This window comes from Bacteroides muris (ex Afrizal et al. 2022) (assembly GCF_004793475.1).
In the GTDB taxonomy this organism is placed as follows: Bacteria; Bacteroidota; Bacteroidia; order Bacteroidales; family Bacteroidaceae; genus Bacteroides; species Bacteroides muris.
Genome location: NZ_SRYZ01000001.1, coordinates 211,846 through 229,000 on the forward strand (window position 1 = coordinate 211,846; position 17,155 = coordinate 229,000).

At 49.4% G+C, this 17,155-nt stretch carries 10 protein-coding genes and 2 pseudogenes; 6 read left to right on the plus strand and 6 right to left on the minus strand.

All coding sequences use genetic code 11. The features are described 5' to 3' along the window. Window positions 1–127: 127 nt before the first annotated feature. Window positions 128–328, plus strand: a pseudogene (locus tag E5355_RS20200) (phosphohydrolase); the annotation flags it as partial. A gap of 11 nt (window positions 329–339) precedes the next feature. On the opposite strand, the gene E5355_RS00825 reads toward E5355_RS20200, so the two are convergent. From E5355_RS00825 to E5355_RS00840, 4 genes are all read right to left on the minus strand, one after another. Beyond that, window positions 340–1,008, minus strand: a complete 669-nt coding sequence (locus E5355_RS00825; RefSeq protein ID WP_136008771.1) for an ABC transporter ATP-binding protein — start codon at window positions 1,006–1,008, stop codon at window positions 340–342. 17 nt (window positions 1,009–1,025) lie between these two features. Then, window positions 1,026–3,431, minus strand: coding sequence for an ABC transporter permease (locus E5355_RS00830; protein ID WP_136008772.1), 2,406 nt, complete (start codon window positions 3,429–3,431; stop codon window positions 1,026–1,028). Then, complete coding sequence (locus tag E5355_RS00835) at window positions 3,431–4,669, minus strand: efflux RND transporter periplasmic adaptor subunit (RefSeq protein WP_136008818.1); 1,239 nt, start codon at window positions 4,667–4,669, stop codon at window positions 3,431–3,433. Before E5355_RS00835 ends, E5355_RS00830 begins: the two co-directional genes overlap by 1 nt. 122 nt (window positions 4,670–4,791) lie before the next feature. After that, window positions 4,792–6,147 carry a TolC family protein gene (locus tag E5355_RS00840; RefSeq protein WP_136008773.1) on the minus strand — a complete coding sequence of 452 codons (1,356 nt, stop codon included), beginning with the start codon at window positions 6,145–6,147 and terminating at the stop codon, window positions 4,792–4,794. Window positions 6,148–6,622: 475 nt separating this feature from the next. Here E5355_RS00840 and E5355_RS00845 point away from each other — a divergent pair, with 475 nt between their 5' ends. The 5 genes from E5355_RS00845 (at window position 6,623) to lgt (ending at window position 12,192) form a co-directional block, all read left to right on the plus strand. Next, the gene (locus tag E5355_RS00845; protein WP_136008774.1) at window positions 6,623–7,957 is read left to right on the plus strand and encodes a sigma-54-dependent transcriptional regulator; all 1,335 of its coding nucleotides are present in this window, start codon (window positions 6,623–6,625) and stop codon (window positions 7,955–7,957) included. 6 nt (window positions 7,958–7,963) lie between these two features. Beyond that, window positions 7,964–9,031 (plus strand): sensor histidine kinase, encoded by a 1,068-nt coding sequence (locus E5355_RS00850; RefSeq protein ID WP_136008775.1) that lies wholly within the window; start codon window positions 7,964–7,966, stop codon window positions 9,029–9,031. 131 nt (window positions 9,032–9,162) lie between these two features. Next, window positions 9,163–10,266, plus strand: coding sequence for a redox-regulated ATPase YchF (gene ychF / locus E5355_RS00860; RefSeq protein WP_136008777.1), 1,104 nt, complete (start codon window positions 9,163–9,165; stop codon window positions 10,264–10,266). A gap of 15 nt (window positions 10,267–10,281) precedes the next feature. Next, on the plus strand, window positions 10,282–11,202 hold the full coding sequence (locus E5355_RS00865; protein WP_136008778.1) for a ketopantoate reductase family protein: 921 nt from the start codon (window positions 10,282–10,284) through the stop codon (window positions 11,200–11,202). Between the two features lie 87 nt (window positions 11,203–11,289). Continuing rightward, window positions 11,290–12,192, plus strand: a complete 903-nt coding sequence (gene lgt / locus E5355_RS00870) for a prolipoprotein diacylglyceryl transferase (RefSeq protein WP_136008779.1) — start codon at window positions 11,290–11,292, stop codon at window positions 12,190–12,192. Window positions 12,193–12,397: 205 nt separating this feature from the next. On the opposite strand, the pseudogene E5355_RS00875 reads toward lgt, so the two are convergent. Both E5355_RS00875 and E5355_RS00880 read right to left on the minus strand, forming a co-directional pair. Continuing rightward, window positions 12,398–14,897 (minus strand): annotated as a pseudogene (locus E5355_RS00875) (glycoside hydrolase family 78 protein). A 15-nt stretch (window positions 14,898–14,912) separates the two neighbouring features. Next, on the minus strand, window positions 14,913–17,063 hold the full coding sequence (locus tag E5355_RS00880; protein WP_136008780.1) for a GH92 family glycosyl hydrolase: 2,151 nt from the start codon (window positions 17,061–17,063) through the stop codon (window positions 14,913–14,915). Window positions 17,064–17,155 lie beyond the last annotated feature (92 nt).

Below are 17,155 nucleotides of genomic sequence, written 5' to 3' on the forward strand. Positions count from 1 at the left end.
TTAACAGAAAACAGCTGAAAATACATACTTTTGCAAAGTATATTACAATTTTTTCCTGTAACTCTTCTGATTCCTTTAAATGAAAGACGTCGTGACATCATATAAATCAGAAAAAGCATGATACCCGAATCCCACTGCAGACAGAGAGTGGCACTACCGGCGGTTCTGCCGGCATCTTACGGAGAAGTACGCCCCCGGCGGTTACCTGAAGCTCCGGTTTCCCGAGGGCAAGAATGCGGAACAGCTGAAGAAACTCCGGGCTATCCTTGCGGACAAAGATGTGTTAAGGCAAATCTTCAACCGGATGTTCGAAGAAGAGAAGCAATAAATGCAAACCAATCACTGCCTTTCCACAATTCTGCCATCCAGCAGATAAATGATTCGATGGGCATAGCCCGCATCCCTTTCCGAGTGTGTGACCATAACGATAGTCGTTCCTTCTTCGTTCAGCTTTTGCAGCAAGGACATCACCTCGAGTCCATTGGCGGAGTCCAGATTGCCGGTCGGTTCGTCTGCCAGAATCAGCGGACAGTCCGTCACGACGGCACGGGCAATGGCCACCCGTTGCTGTTGCCCTCCGGAAAGCTGTTGCGGGAAGTGTCCGGCACGATGAGCGATGTTCATTTGTTGCAGCACGTCCGTCACTTTCCGCCTCCGGTCCGCTTTCCGCATCCCCAGATAAATCAAAGGTAGCTCTACATTCTCGAATACCGTCAACTCATCTATCAAGTTAAAACTTTGGAAAACAAAACCGATATGCTTCTTGCGGAAATCGGTCAGTCGGCCTTCACTCATTCCGGTCATCTCCTTGCCGTCAAAAAGATAACGGCCGGAGGTCGGAAGTTCAAGGGTTCCCAAAATATTCAGCAACGTGGACTTCCCACATCCCGACGGCCCCATGATGGCCACGAACTCACCAGGCTTGATGACCAGGTTCACACCGCTCAGTGCTCTGGTCTGTACGTCTTCGGTTGTGAAGACCATAGATAGATTCTCTGTCTTAATCATTTTTTTATGTATTTAGTTTATTCATTCCGCAAAATATGCATCGGCTTCAACCGGATTACACGCCAGACTTGATAGCTGACCGTCAGCAAGGCAATACCCAGCATCCCTGCAAAGGCAACGGCATAGCCCCACCAAGGCAACGACACACGGAAGGCATAGCTCTTGAGCCATTCATTCATCAGTATGACAGAAACAGGAGTCCCCAACACTGCGGCCCATACGGTAAGTTGCAGCAACTCACGGGTCAGGAGTTTGAAAAGACTCTTCTTGTCGGCCCCCAGCACTTTCCGTATTCCCACCTCACGGACACGGGCCAGGGTAGAAAAAAGAGCCATGATCCACAGGCCCAAACAAGCCACGAATATCGCCAACAAAGCCGCACACGTGAATATCCAACTGAAATTGCAGTCCGACTTATACAACTCGTAGTTATAATCGTCTAATTTGAAATAAGAGAAGACCGCCGACGGAAAGTAGGTCCGGTAAATCCGTTCTATCCCGGCCAACCTTTCCGGAGTTATCCCAGCCTCCATTTTGACCGATATATAAGGAGTGGCTATAATCGGAACACGCTCCTTCATGAAAAACATAATGGGCTTATAGGGTTCGGCAAGTGACTGCTGATGGTAATTCCTTGCCACACCAATCACTTCGAGCGGCTCTTTCAGCACTTCCATGGCCAGCTGCTTGCCCAAAGCCTCCTCGGGAGAAGTATATCCCAGCAACCGAACAGCCTCTTCATTCAGCACCACCTTGTTGAGTTCATTACCATACTCCTCGGAAAATCCACGTCCACAAAGCAATTCCGGCGCATAAAGCGTCAGGTAGTCGTAATCGACGGCAAACATCTGTATGAGCTTCACTTCCGAAATGTCGCTTCCGTAAGGACGGTTGGTAAAATAATTCGCCACCTCCACGCCCGGCACGGCACCTGACACGGACACTCCGCTGATGTAGGATTCCTGCTCCAGCCTTTTCTTGAAGTTTTGCATCCTGACGGTCATCTCATCTGCCAAAGCAGGATGTTTCAAGACCAATATCCGGCTCAACGAAGCAGAAGCGGTCGCCTGTTGCATATAGTCTATCTGACGGACCACGACAAAAGTACCCGATACCAGCATGAAAGAAGCCATGAACTGAACGACAATCAGCAACTTACGCATCCTGTTGCCTTTGCGGCTATGCAGCAGCTTTCCCCGCATAATATCCGAAGGCTTGATATGCGTGAGCAAAAAGGAGGGATAGAACCCGATGAACAGAACCCCGACGGCAAATATCAGGATTGTCATGGCCCAGCACTCCGGCGATGCCGACACACCGGAAGCAAAATCCCGCCCGGCCCAGCGACAAGCAACCGGCAGCAAGACTTCCAACCAGCCAAGTGCCAAAAACAAAGCCGACAGGTTCAACAACCCTGACTCCAACAAGCCCTGAACCACAATCTGGCGGCGCGAAGCCCCGAAGACCTTGCGGAGCCCGAACTCCCTGCCACGCTCCAGATAGCGGGCAATAGTCAGGTTCAGCGCGTTCACCCACCCTATCAGCAGCAAGGCCACGGCCATCACCGAAAGGATACGAACGGCTGTCCGACTTCCTTTTTCCTCTTTTTCATACGATTTGCGAGGGGTCAGGTGAATGTCCTTCAGAGGAATCAGCTCCACCCGCCAATCCTTGTGCTTCAAGGCCGCCGTCTTATATTTCCCGGAGATGGCACGAAAGGCTTCTTCCACCTCCCGCGGATTCTTGTCCGGCTCCAAACGCACGTACGTATATACCCCGTGAATATACCAGATGTCGCGCCGGGCTTCGGGAATGGACGAATAGGAAAGCAAGAAATCATAACGCAAATGAGAGTTGCAGGGCATGTCTGCCATGACTCCCGTAACTTCGAAATGCTGTTCCGACGAAGGGGTCTTGAAAGAGAGAATTTTGCCTATAGGGTCACTGTCGCGGAAGTAGCGACGTGCAGCACTCTCCGTAATCACGGCCGTATGCGGACGAACCAGCTGTCCCTCTTCTTTTCCTTTAATGACAGAAAAATTGAACAGGTCAAAAAAAGAGGGTTCCGTATAGCAATAACGTTCTTCGATGAACTGACGGTCACCGTACGTCACTTCCTGCTCACGGTCTTGTGCGGTAACCCTTACATACTGCTCGATACCGGGAATCTCGCGGTGCATCACGGGTGCATGGCCAAATGCCGTTGTGGCCCAATTGTCCGTCAACACCTCTCCTTCATAAAGGCGGCTTTCCACGCGGTAGATTCGTTCACCGTCGTGAAACGAATCGAAGCTCAACTCAAACCGTACATAAAACAAAATCAGCAAAGCCGCACCGATGCACACGGAAAGGCCCAATACATTCAGGGCAGAAAGCGATTTTCTGACCCGCTGGCTCTTCATAATCTGAGAGAAATAGTCCATTATCGTAAATTTAATCGTTCGTTCTTACCAAATAAGTCATATCCCGAGATTATGACTTTCTCGCCCGAATGCAGCCCGTCCAGTATTTCGTAGTACAAAGGGTTCTGGCGACCTATGCGTATCGGACGACGGTGGGCTACCGTTCCGTCTTTGTCCACCACGTAGACGTACCCGCCTCCACCGGTCTGGTAGAAGCTTCCACGCGGAATGATAACAGCTTGCGTCGGGTCGCCTAGCTGCAAGTCGATATGGCAGGTCTGCCCGGCAAGGATATTGCCGGGCCGGTCGGCAACAAAGTGCAGGTCTGTACGAAACTGGCCGTTCTGCACTTCCGGATATACTTTTGCCATTACCATGTCATAGCTTTTCCCTTCACGTTCGAAGCGGGCACGGAGTCCGGGCACGATGCGCTCCACGTAATGCTCGTCAATCCGCGCTTCCACTTTCAGTTCCGGAGTAATGATTTGTCCGATACGCTCGCCCTGCGAAATAGACTGCCCCACCTGAGCTTGCACATTTCCCAACTGCCCGTCAACGGGAGCCTTGACATTCAAGTTCTCCAGACGTTTGCGCACCAGCACAAGGCTCTTCTTCATGTTCCGGATATTCTCATTCAGGCTTTGCAGCTGATTGTCGCGTAACAAGGAATCCTGCCTGATTCTTTCATCCACGACTCCCAACTGCTCCAAAGCCGCGCGGTAGTCTTCCCGGGCCTGCAGATAATCCTCGCGCGACACCAGCTCTTTCCGGTACAATCGTTCGTACTGCCCGGAACGGCGTTCCTTGCGCACCAGTTCCTTGTTCAAAGTAATACGCTCCTGGCGAAGGCGGAGATGTTCCTGCTCCATGTTGAGACGGGTGTTGCGGAGTTCATTCTCCTGATAAGCCAAATCTGCCTCGCTTTGCAAGATGCCGATGTTCAGCAATGGATTGCTCAGCCGAAGAATCACGTCTCCGGCCTTCACTTGTGCTCCCTCCTCGACCGGTCGCTCTTCCACACGTCCGCCTTCTATGGCATCCAGATAGATGATATGATCGGGGATGACTTGCCCTACCACACGGATGTAATCGTTGAATTCATCTTCTCGCACCGCAGCAATCGTCACACTATCCTTATCCACGTTCATGGAAGAAGAAGTGTCACGGAAAACCATCCACAACAAGCCTATGCAACCCAGAACCGAACCTAGGACGACTTGAAACGGGAAACGCTTCTTCCGCTCTATTTTCGTATCCATTCCGTTGAAATCACTAGAATTCATCATTCGTTTTTTTTATTGAATATAAGAAGCTGTTTGGATTTTCTTATAAGCATTTTCCAAGTTTAAACAAAATCCAAGCAACTTCCGAAATTTGTTACTCATTCTAAAAATGTCCCTGCCTGGTAGAATCGTACCATCCTGCTTTTCAAGTCATGCTGCAAGCCCGTTCGCACCACTTCTGCTTTGGCCTGCATGTACCTGTTCCGCTTTTCCAGCAACTCGAACACCGACACCATGCCTTCCTTCCATTTCTCCTCGCTTTCTTCCCACGTGATAGCAGCTGCGCGGAGTTGCTCGTCGGCCCGAAGGCGCTCGTCGGACGTAGCCCGGAAGGAAAAATAAGCATCATGCATCTCTTTATAAAGGGACAGGCGTTGCTGTTCATTCTCATTGCGCACTTGCTGCAAGCGGAGTTTCTCCTTCCTTATATTCTTGAGCCGGGACAATCCGTCAAACAAGGGTAAAGATACGCATACTCCGATATACCGGCTCTTGTTATTGTTCCATTGTTCGCAGAACGGCACCGTTTTTCCGGACTCTTCCTTCTCCGTATCATAATATCCGGAACCAAGGTTAAACTCCATCCGGACGGAAGGCCACAAAGAACCGCATGCCACGGCCACCAGTTCATGAGAGGCCTCCTCTCTCATCTTCATTACATTAAACTCCGGAAGGGAGGACTCGGCGCTTGCACAGAGGTCATCCAAGCTTAGAGAAAGGGAAGCATCCGGTGTGCCCTGCCCGTCTGCCACACAGACTGACAAGGTATCCGTATCTTTCAGCCCCATCAACTCCTTCAGGGTTAATAGAGAGAGACGACAATTGTTTGATTTCACCGTTTCCTGATAAATGTCGGCTTGCAAACGTGCCTTCACTTCTTGCAAGTCGGAGCGGGAACGCAACCCCAAGTCAATGTAGGCAAGCATTTGCTCGTAATAACGTTCACTCTGTTTCCGCTGTTTCATGGCGAGTTCATACAGTTTCTCGTCGAAACAATAGCAATAAAACGCTTCAAGCACCCTGAAGGCTACCCCATTTTCTTCCATTTTTTCCGTAAAGGCACTCATTTTTCCATTCAGCTTATAAAACTGCAATCTATTGATGCGCGCAAACCCTTCAAACAAAGAGAGAGAAAGGTTCAGGCCAAAGGAGTTTTCAAGAAAAGACTCGGAAGTATATTGGTTCGTGCGAGGATCTACCGAACGTCCCTCCCGCTTGCCCGACGCACCGGTAATCTGTATCGACGGCAGGAAATCTCCGTAGCCCGCCGCTACATCCGTGCGGGCCATCTTCGAATCCAACCGACGGTTCCGTATCCGGAAATTATGTTCGACGGCATAACGCATGCACTCCTCTACGGTCCAACCGGACTGTGCCCTGCCAACCTCCGGCATCCAAATACCGATTGACAACAGAACCCATAAACCACGTTTGATTGTTATTCTCGCATTCATATCCAACAACTCGCTACTTATAGACTTATTTCCATAATACAAACCACATGCCAAACATACAACATACTAATAAATAGATGATTGCAAATCAATCAAACAAAAAACCGTCTATCATTTTGACGCCGCACCGTCCAATCTTTTGACACATTCTTTAACCGACACTTCATTCCGAGTATCAGAGACTACTTTATCGGTATTACAGTAACACTTTATCGGTGTTACAGCACCACTTTACCGGTGTTACAGCACCACTTTATCAGCATTACAGTAACACTTTATTCTTAATAAAGAAGTGTAAAGTTAGAAGTAATTGATTATCACCGCTATACAAACAGCAACAAAATACCCGATATTGAGAATGCCTTTCTGTCTTTACGAAGAACATAACCAGTTTAAATTGCAAAAGTGTCAAATAATTAGACGTTTTTTTGCCGGGCACTTGCAAAACCCATACCTTTATTCCCAAAAAGAACCTATGCACCCCGGAAGAATCCTAATCGCAGACGACAATAAAAGCGTATTGACCTCCCTTGAACTGCTTTTGGAAGGTGAGTTTGAAAGAGTGGAAACGATATCCGACCCCAACAAGATAATCACTGTCCTGGACAAACATTCCATCGATTTGGTCATTCTGGATATGAATTTCTCCGTGGGAGTCAATACCGGCAATGAAGGACTATTCTGGCTCCAGCGCATCCACGAAACCGTACCGGAATTGCCGGTCATCATGTTGACGGCTTATGGAGATATTGACCTAGCCGTGAAATCACTGAAGAACGGAGCCGCGGATTTTGTGCTGAAGCCCTGGGACAACGAACAATTGATCAATAAGATACATACCACTTTACAGGAAAGCAGGCTCAAGTCGCCCACCAAGTCCGTACGAAGCGCCCACGGACCTGCGATGATTATCGGCCGTTCGCCTGCGATGATGAAACTGATTAAAACAGTAACCAAAGTGGCAAAGACCGATGCCAACATACTAGTCTATGGCGAAAACGGAACAGGAAAAGAAATGCTGGCGCGTGAAATTCATCGCCTCTCGCTCCGTAGTCCGCATGAGATGTATCAGATAGACATGGGGGCCATCAGCGAGTCACTGTTCGAAAGCGAGCTGTTCGGGCATGAGAAAGGAGCTTTTACAGATGCACATGAAAAAAGGGTGGGCAAATTCGAAGCAGCCAACGGAAGCACGCTTTTTCTGGACGAGATAGGAAATCTGTCGCTGGGACTGCAGGCAAAGCTGTTGGTCGCTTTGCAGAACAGAGAAATCATGCGCCTCGGAAGCAACAAGAAAATCCCGATTAACATACGGCTGATTGCAGCCACCAACCGCAATCTGCAAGAAATGGTCAGGCAGTCGCAGTTTCGTGAAGACCTGTTCTACCGCATCAACACGATACAAATAGAAATCCCCCCCTTGCGGCACCGGAAAGAGGACATCGCTCTCTTCGCCAATCATTTCCTGAAAAAATATGCCGACTTGTATAAGCGGCCAGGACTCACCCTGCATCCCCAAGCCCTTCAGAAACTGGAAAGCCACCCTTGGCCGGGGAACATCAGGGAATTGCAATATGCCATTGAGAAAGCGGTGATTCTGACGGAAAAGAGTGTAATCAGAGCCTCCGAACTTTCCCTACACGTCGGCAGAACCCATTCTTTCGACAAAGTGACCAATCTGGAAGAAGTGGAAAGGCAGGCCATTCTGGCAGCCATCTCCCAGAACGAAGGAAACCTGACAGCGACAGCGGAACAATTGGGAGTAAGCAGGCAAACGCTGTACAACAAGATAAAACGTTTCAATCTCTGACCGTATATGTTCAGCACTCGTCTATACGTACGTATTCTATCATACGTAATACTCATTGTCCTGGCAGCCACATCGGGATTTGCCGGCATCATTTCCGGACGGGCCGTCATCCTGGGAACAGTGGCCCTTTGCACAGCCGCCTGGCTCATCGGAGCCCTTGTGCATTATCTGAACGCCTACAACAGAAAAATAAGACTGTTTCTGGATTCCATAGCCGACAACGAATCCACGCTCTATTTTCCAGAGCATGCAACCAACCGCGAACAGTGCCATCTGCATGCCTCGTTCAACAGGATATACACATTGATGACAGCCTGCAAGAAAAAAGAGTTCGAACGCGAACTCTATCAAAAAGAATATGAATCATGGAAGAAATTGATGCGCGTATTGACGCATGAAATCATGAACTCCATCACTCCCGTCGTATCACTTTCAGATACGCTTCTTTCTTATTTTCAGGCAGACAATGTCCGCAAATGCGCAAAGGATATGACTGATGCCACCATCGGAAAGACGATACGCGGGCTGGAGACAATAAAAAGCCAAGGACAAAACCTGATGTATCTCACCGAATCTTACAGGCAGTTTGCTTGCCTGAAACAGCCCGAAGCCAGATTCTTTTCCCTGACAGACTTGATACAGGACATTCAGACACTGTATCAGGAAGAGATGCAACTTCGGCATATCGGATTCTCGGTATGCTGCCTTCCACCTGAGATACAGATTCATGCAGATGAGAAAATGCTGTCGCAGGTATTGATTAATCTGATAAAGAATGCGATGCAGGCCCTTGACGAGCAAACCGACAGAAGAATCCGGATAAGAGTGGAGACCCAAGAAAAGCAACTGTATATAACCGTAACGGACAACGGACCCGGCATCCCCTCCAACCTGGCAGAAGACATTTTCATCCCTTTCTTTACGACCAAAACCACCGGAACGGGAATCGGCCTGAGCCTCTCACGCCAAATCATACGCATGCACGGCGGAGAACTGTCCGTTACCTCACAGCCTTATTGCGAGACTTCATTCCTGATTTCCTTACCCATAGATACCCGCCGCCCGGGCAGATGAAAAACACCCGAAAAGCGAAGCTAAGCCACCCCTCGGCACAAAAAATGAACAAGTTCATTTTATTCTGCCCGCGGTTTGCATTATCTTTGCATCCAATTAACTGAACAATAACTAAAAAACAAGATAACACTATGGCATTAAAAGCTGGTATCGTGGGCCTTCCCAACGTAGGAAAATCCACTCTTTTCAACTGCTTGAGCAGCGCAAAGGCACAAGCGGCAAACTTCCCGTTCTGCACAATCGACGCCCAAATGGGGCAAGTGTCCGTACCCGACGAACGGCTGACGAAGCTCGCCGAGCTGGTTCACCCGGGGCGTATCGTACCCGCCGTGTGTGACATTGTCGACATTGCCGGGCTGGTGAAAGGCGCCAGCAAAGGTGAAGGACTCGGCAACCAGTTCCTAGGCAACATCCGCGAGTGCGATGCCATCATCCACGTGCTGCGCTGCTTCGACAACGGCAACATCGTCCACGTGGACGGCTCGGTGAACCCCGTGCGCGACAAGGAAATCATCGACACAGAGCTGCAACTGAAAGACCTCGACACCGTGGAAAACCGCATCAAGCGCGTGGAGAAAATAGCCAAGGTGGGTGGCGACAAGGCAGCAAAGATAGAATACGAACTCCTGCTCCGCTATAAAGATGCTCTGGAACAAGGACAAAGCGCCCGCACCGTCATTCCGCAAAACGACGACGAGGAACAATGCGCCAAACAGATGTTCCTGCTCACAACGAAGCCCGTGCTCTACGTCTGCAACGTGGATGATGTAAGCGCCGCCAGCGGCAACCAGTACGTGGAACAGGTGCGCGAAGCCATCAAGGACGAGGATGCCGAACTTATCATCATCTCCGCACAGACCGAAGCCGACATTGCCGAACTGGAGACATACGAGGAAAAACAGATGTTCCTCGAAGACCTGGGACTGAAAGAGAGCGGCTGCAACCGCCTGATTAAAGCTATCTACAGCCTGCTGAACCTCGAAACCTTCATCACTGCCGGAGAGATGGAAGTAAAGGCATGGACCTATCGCAAGGGATGGAAAGCGCCGCAATGCGCCGGCGTTATCCATACGGATTTCGAGAAAGGATTCATCCGGGCAGAGGTCATCAAGTATGAGGACTATATCAAGTATGGCAGCGAAGCCGCCGTGCGCGAAGCAGGAAAGCTGGGTGTGGAAGGCAAGGAGTATGTGGTGCAGGACGGAGACATCATGCACTTCAGGTTCAATGTGTAATGATATTCATTCCAGATGGCAAACAGTAATCTGAAATACCTCATAGCAGGTACCGGCGGCGTAGGCGGAAGCATCGCCGCCTTTCTTTCATTATCCGGCAAAGACGTCACTTGCATTGCACGTGGCGAACACCTTGCCGCCATACGCGAAAACGGATTGCAACTGCACTCCGATTTGAAAGGCGAACATTCTCTGAAAGTGGCGGCATTTACCGCAGAAGAATTCCAAGGCAAAGCAGACATCATCTTCGTCTGCGTCAAAGGCTATTCCGTAGACTCCATCACGGAACTCATCAAACGTGCCTCACACGACCGTACAGTGGTAATCCCCATCCTGAATGTTTACGGAACCGGTCCGCGTATCCAGCGGCTGGTACCCGGCGTCACGGTGCTCGACGGCTGCATCTACATCGTAGGCTTCGTATCCGGACGGGGAGAAATCACGCAGATGGGAAAGATTTTCCGGCTCGTCTACGGAGCACACCGCAACACGATTGTTTCCCGTGAAACATTGGAAGCCGTACAACGCGATTTGCAGGAAAGCGGCATCAAAGCCGAAATCTCCGACGACATCAACCGGGATACATTCGTCAAGTGGTCGTTCATCTCGGCAATGGCTGTCACCGGAGCCTATTACGACGTTCCTATGGGCGAAGTCCAGAAACCGGGCAAGGTGCGCGATACCTTTATCGGACTGTCACAAGAAAGCGCAGCCTTGGGCAAGAAATCGGGTATAGAATTCAAGGAAGACATGGTAGAGTATAACCTCAAAGTAATAGACAAACTCGCTCCCGAAAGCACCGCCTCCATGCAGAAAGACATGGCCAAAGGACATCAGAGCGAGGTACAAGGCTTGTTGTTTGACATGATTACGGCTGCAGAGGAACAAGGGATTGAGGTGCCGACGTATAGGATGGTGGCGGAGAAGTTCAAATAAACCGCCACGATGAATTGCCTAACGAGATTATTTCATACCTTTGTCCCGAACAACCCCGTAATTCAGTAATTTAATTCTTCAATAAATATGTTATCACTACTCACCATCAACTGGAATCCCGATCCCGAACTATTCAACTTCTTCGGCATATCCATCCGCTACTACGGTTTGTTATGGATTATCGGACTTGCTTTTGCCTACCTTATCGTGCAACGCCAGTACCGCGACCGCCGAATAGACGAAAAGAAATTCGAACCTCTTTTCTTCTATTGTTTCTTCGGCATACTGATAGGCGCTCGACTGGGTCACTGCATATTTTATGACTGGGCCTACTACCAGAACCACTTCGTTGAGATGATTCTCCCCATCAAGCAGACAGCCGCGGGATGGAAAATGACAGGCTATACCGGCCTTGCCAGTCACGGCGGCACGCTGGGACTGATTATCGCCCTCTGGATGTACTGCCGCAAGACGAAGATGCACTACATAGACGTGCTCGACACGATAGCCGTTGCCACCCCCATCACAGCCTGTTGTATCCGCCTTGCCAACCTGATGAACTCCGAAATCATCGGCAAACCGACCGACGTGCCTTGGGCATTCATCTTCGAGCGGGAAGACATGTTGCCTCGCCACCCGGCACAGCTCTACGAAGCCATCGCCTACTTCATCTTCTTCTTAGGGATGGTCTGGCTATACAAACGCGGACAGAAAAAACAAGAAATCAAGCTTGAAACAGACTTCAGCACCACCCACAGAAAATCAACTGCCGTGCAAGCCGAAGCTTCCCTGCCCTATCACCGCGGTTTCTTCTTCGGACTCTGCCTGACGGAGATTTTCACTTTCCGCTTCTTCATCGAGTTCCTGAAAGAAAACCAAGTGAACTTTGAAGACGGCATGACGCTGAACATGGGCCAATGGCTCAGTATCCCGTTTGTGATTGTCGGAGTATATTTCATGTGTTTCTACGGAAAGAAGAAAGCAAAATAAAACATGAAGGTGTGTCAAAACCGATAACATCCGTAGTATCATCTCCCCAGTCAACAGTGAAAGCAGCGTTGCAATAATTCCCTTCCGGCGAGGATTCTCCAATAGCTTTAATAGACTACCAGACCGGAAAGGTGGGTGATTTTGTTAAAAAGAGGGTTTTGACACACCTTCATTACGTATCTGCAAACATTAATGAAGTACAAGGTCACTTTACAATAAACTCATATCTTCCTGCCGTCAGTTTCACCACCCTTACATTCTCGGCCTTGTCAGGTAAAGTGAGTGTAGCTGTACTGTTAGCGGGCACTGTAACTTCATAATGCACACATTTCCCTTTCCATTCCCAGCGAGAAACAATTTCACCGTAAGGCGAGCGATGACGGGCCTCAAACCGCTTCAATTCCTTTATGAAGTGGGGACGAAGCAGAATGTTCTGAAAACCGGGTTGCGCGGAATCAGGGAAAATACCTCCCAGCCCCTTGTAGAACCAGGCACCTATTTCACCGAACATCATATGATTGTCCGAGATGTCACGAGTAGCCTGCAGGTCCCAGTTTTCGAGCAGCGTGGTGGCACCGTTCACCACCCACCAACCCCATGAAGGATAAGTGTCTTGTACAGCCACCTTATAGGCTGTTTCAGCATAGCCGTTTTCGCTGAGTGCATTCAAAATGGCTTTAGCTCCCAATACACCCACATCCAAGTGGAAATCGTTCTCCTCCACCTTATGTGCCAGGTTAGCTGCCACTTTTCCTATCAACTCTTCGGGCACAATCTTCCATTGCAAGGGAACGCTCAATTCGGTTTGTGAACCTTCGGCATAGATGCCTGTTTCCCGATTCAGGAACTTATCATTGACAGCTTGCTTTATTTCCTCCGACAAGGCATTATAATATTCGTAATCGGCTTGTTTGCCGAAGAGTCTGGCAGCAGCGGCCAAAATCCTGGTGTCTACATAAAAGTAGACCGAAGAAGTCAGCTCCTTATTGGATTTTGACTTTACCGGCACCCAGTCTCCGCGCCCCCAGGTAGTGAGATGATTGTCAGAGATACGTTCCACATAATCTACATAGCGTTTGATGTTCTCGTAACAATCGCTCAAGGGCTTGCTATCACCGTAGAAGAGGTAGATATTCCAAGGGATGATGGCAATAGTACTAGTCCAGTCCAGCCCGTTGTCCGTGCCATACCCCCATCCGCCGGTGGGAATGATATCGGGCAACACTCCGTTGGGCTGCTGCTCGTCACGATGGTCGGCCAGCCATTTTTCGTAAACGGTAATTCCATCAAAGTTATAAAATGCTGCCTCAATGGCGAAATGACCGTCACCGGTCCAACCGTTCTTCTCGCGCTGAGGGCAATCGGTGGGATAGCCCATGAGGTTGGAAAGGTAAGAGTGATTGGCGGCATGGAGCAGCTTGCCTATCAGTGGGGTTGAAGATTCCAAGCTACCCACTGCCGGCACATCACTGTGCACGAAGCAGGCAGTCAAGCTGTTTTGGTGAAGCTCAACAGGCTTGTCTGCCACTACCTCCACATAACGAAATCCCTTGTAGTTAAATCGGGGCATGAACTCATCCTCTTCTCCACTCAGAACGAGAATATCCGTCTGGAAAGGCTCTTTCTCTTTATCGCCCCGGAAGTAGACATCAATATTCGAGAGGTCGAGGCGACCATTCGGATGCAAGCGTTCGCCGTGTTTGATTCTGACTTCCGTTCCCCTTTCGCCCGAAAGACGAATACAAGTCACACCGGACATATTCTGCCCGAAATCATAGATGTATGTTTTCTCGTCCACTTTGCGGAAAGAGACGGCGGGGAAAGTCTTTACATTACGGATGGGGCGTACTTGCTGGGCAGTGACATTGGAAGAGGGTGCACTCCGATAACCTACTCCGCGCCACTTGGAGTCATCAAATTCCGGAGTACTCCAGCCTTTCTGCTCCAGACGTGCATCGTAGTGCTCGCCAGTATAGATACTGTTGAAGGTGATTGCACCCGAGGCTGTCCGCCAACTGAGATCGGTGGGAATAGTTTCCACGCTTCCGTCGGTGTAGGCAATGCGCAAGTCCAGACAGAAAGCGGGACGGTTGCGCCAAGGAGCACGGTCGAAGTCCCACACAGCTTTGGACTGATGGTTATACCAGCCGTTGCCCAAAAGTACGCCAATGGCGTTGTCACCGTTCTGTAATTGCGAGGTCACATCATAAGCCACATACAGGTTGCGGCGGTCAAAGCGGGTATAGAGAGGGGCAAGGCAGTGGTCTCCTATCTTCTTTCCATTGATGTAAAGCTCATATAGCCCGGCAGCGGCAATATAGGCACGCGCCGACTTTACCTTTTTGCCGGTCTTGAACTCTTTTCGGAAGTAAGGGGCAGGCCCATAATGAATATCCTTTCCATCGCCAATCCAAGCACCTTGCCAATGTTGCATCCCCATCATGCCCGTTTCAAAGTAAGAGACAGGAGAGGCAGTCTCCTTATGTTTCATGTCACTGCAGATTACTTTCCAATAATATTTAGTGAAAGGCTGCAGTTTCTTGCCTACCATCTTCCATCCGCCAAGAAAGGCGTGGGGCGGGATTGTCCACACCTATAGGTCTGTCAAGATGTTCGCTCCTCAGATCAACCAGACGAACCGGATTCTGCCCTTGTACAGTAATGCAAGCAAAGAATGTAAATAGAAGCAGTATATTTCTTTTCATAACTCCATTGTTTATCTATTCCGTAGTAATCACCAGTTCCTTGCCCTCCCTCAGTTGGTCATGGGTGATAAAGTAACCGTCAATCTTTTTACCGTCATAAGTAATGTCAATAATCTTCTTGCCGCTTCCTTTCTTCACAATGGTAAAGGGACGACCATCCAGATTGAACGTCACTTTATCGAACAAGGGAACAGTAACAATGTATTCCGGATCGGCAGGCGAATAAGTGTAAAGTCCAATAGCATTGAACACATACCACGAAGACATCTCGCCGGCATCGTCCATCCCTGCATAGGCCAGCCTATCGGCACCCATATCATAGTAGTGGTTCATCAGGCTGTCGAGAATGCACTGGGCTTTCTCTTGTTTGTCTATGAAATAATAGGTGTAAGGAATGCTGTGTCCCGGCTGGTTTCCGTGGCAATAGTTTCCGATGAACCCGGTCAGATTATGAGCTTCGTAGCCTCTCCACGGTTCACTGAATAAGGAGTCCAGCTTATCGTTCACTGCCTCTTTACCGGGATAGAGCTTAATCATGCCTTCGGGATCATGGGGTGCGAAGAAGAGGGCATTCCATGCGTTAGCCTCACGGTACATGTACTGGTAATAGGGATAATACGGATCGAAATCCTGAATCCAGCTTCCATCGTCAATCTTACCTCTCCAAAAGCCGGTAGAGGGGTCGAATAGCGTCTTGTAGTTGTCGGAACGTTCCATCATCAGTTTGTAGTTGGCCTCATCTCCCAGCTCCTTGGCCACCAATGCCACGGCATAGTCATCGTAGGCATACTCCTGGGTCTTTGTCACTGCTCCCTTGTACTCATCCCACGTGGGCACGTTCACCGTGTCTTTCTCGGCAATCCAGCCTCTCTCCATATACTCGTCCAAATAACGGCGTCCTCCTTTACCGGGCACCGTAGCATTTTTCAGTATCAGCTTATAAGCACGCTCCAGATTGAAGTCGCGCAAGCCTCGCAACCAGGAACCAGAGATGAAAGTGGAAGCGTGGTCGCCGTGGAAGAAGGTGGGCATGTAGCCGTCGCGTTTCTCGCCCTTGTCGGTGATGGACTTGATGACGTCACAAGTCACTTCGGGAGAAATTATGCCAAGAAGCACCAGTTTGTTGCGGTAATCATCCCAAAAAGAAGGGTCAGTGTAATAGTGGAAGCCGTTATTCACTACCTCGCCACGGACATCAGTATATTCATGATTCACATCGCTACGCAAAGCCGGCCACTTAAAAGCATGAAAGAAAGTAGAATAGAATAATCTCTTTTCACGTTCCGTGCCACCTGCGACTTGAATCTTGGAGAGGAGTGCATCCCACGCGGCATCGGCTTCTTCTGCCACTTGTGCAAAACTTTTGTTCAACATCTCGGCCTTCAGATTCATTTGGGCGTTCTCTGCACTCACAAACGAGAAACCAGCCTTCACTTCCAAAGGTTCAACACCTTTACTGCCGACAAAACGCAGCACAGCCACTTCATGTTTGTCGTCTTTTACCATTTCCACCTGGCCTATTTTATAGTTGGTCTTAGCGTAAAAGTAGATTTTACCATCGCCATCCTGATAACCCGTGAAGGTATTGTCGTCAACCTTCTCAATCTTCCAATCGCGAACGTGATTGTTGGAACGGCGGATATCTACTAACAGTGACTTGTCATCTTCCTTGGCAAAGGTATATTTGTGGTAGGCACAACGCAAGGTACTGGTCAACTCGGCGTTCACTTTATAGCGTTCCAGATAAACCTGGTAATACCCCGGATGTGCGGACTCGTTCTCGTGACTAAACCCGGAGCAGTAATCGCCCGGAGCGATATTCCCCACCACGGGCAACATGGGAACATGCAGCAGGTTCCAGTGTCCCTTGGCGGTGTGCGAGAAACCATAAATCACGGTATCTTCGTACTGGTATCCCGCACCGCTGCGGAATTGGGTCACAGGAGTGAGTTGCACCATTGCGTTGGGCAACGTAGCGCCCGGATAGGTTTCAGCGCCCCAGGTACGCGCTTTCATCTTGCGTACATATCCCAGGTCTTCGGGTTCCCACAAGGTAGCCGTTCCCAAAAAAGGATTGACATAGCTTGTCAGTTTCTTCTGCGTGCCGCCACAACCCGTCAAAGTCATCAGGACAAACAGCAGGAATAGGTATCGGTTCTGTCTCATCGTTTGCATTTTTTATAAGTATTGTTTTACTGTTTCCACTTTATCAAACGCTCATAAAGAAAGAAGAGGATGCATCAAAATACTCCTGAATA

What these genes read in the sequence shown, in the direction of transcription:
- E5355_RS00865 (WP_136008778.1), top strand. Translation starts at nt 10,282, where the DNA reads ATGGCAAACAGTAATCTGAAATACCTCATAGCAGGTACCGGCGGCGTA.
- lgt (WP_136008779.1), top strand. Translation starts at nt 11,290, where the DNA reads ATGTTATCACTACTCACCATCAACTGGAATCCCGATCCCGAACTATTC.
- E5355_RS00830 (WP_136008772.1), bottom strand. Translation starts at nt 3,431, where the DNA reads ATGGACTATTTCTCTCAGATTATGAAGAGCCAGCGGGTCAGAAAATCG.
- E5355_RS00850 (WP_136008775.1), top strand. Translation starts at nt 7,964, where the DNA reads ATGTTCAGCACTCGTCTATACGTACGTATTCTATCATACGTAATACTC.
- E5355_RS00880 (WP_136008780.1), bottom strand. Translation starts at nt 17,063, where the DNA reads ATGAGACAGAACCGATACCTATTCCTGCTGTTTGTCCTGATGACTTTG.
- E5355_RS00840 (WP_136008773.1), bottom strand. Translation starts at nt 6,147, where the DNA reads ATGAATGCGAGAATAACAATCAAACGTGGTTTATGGGTTCTGTTGTCA.
- E5355_RS00825 (WP_136008771.1), bottom strand. Translation starts at nt 1,008, where the DNA reads ATGATTAAGACAGAGAATCTATCTATGGTCTTCACAACCGAAGACGTA.
- E5355_RS00845 (WP_136008774.1), top strand. Translation starts at nt 6,623, where the DNA reads ATGCACCCCGGAAGAATCCTAATCGCAGACGACAATAAAAGCGTATTG.
- E5355_RS00835 (WP_136008818.1), bottom strand. Translation starts at nt 4,669, where the DNA reads ATGGATACGAAAATAGAGCGGAAGAAGCGTTTCCCGTTTCAAGTCGTC.
- ychF (WP_136008777.1), top strand. Translation starts at nt 9,163, where the DNA reads ATGGCATTAAAAGCTGGTATCGTGGGCCTTCCCAACGTAGGAAAATCC.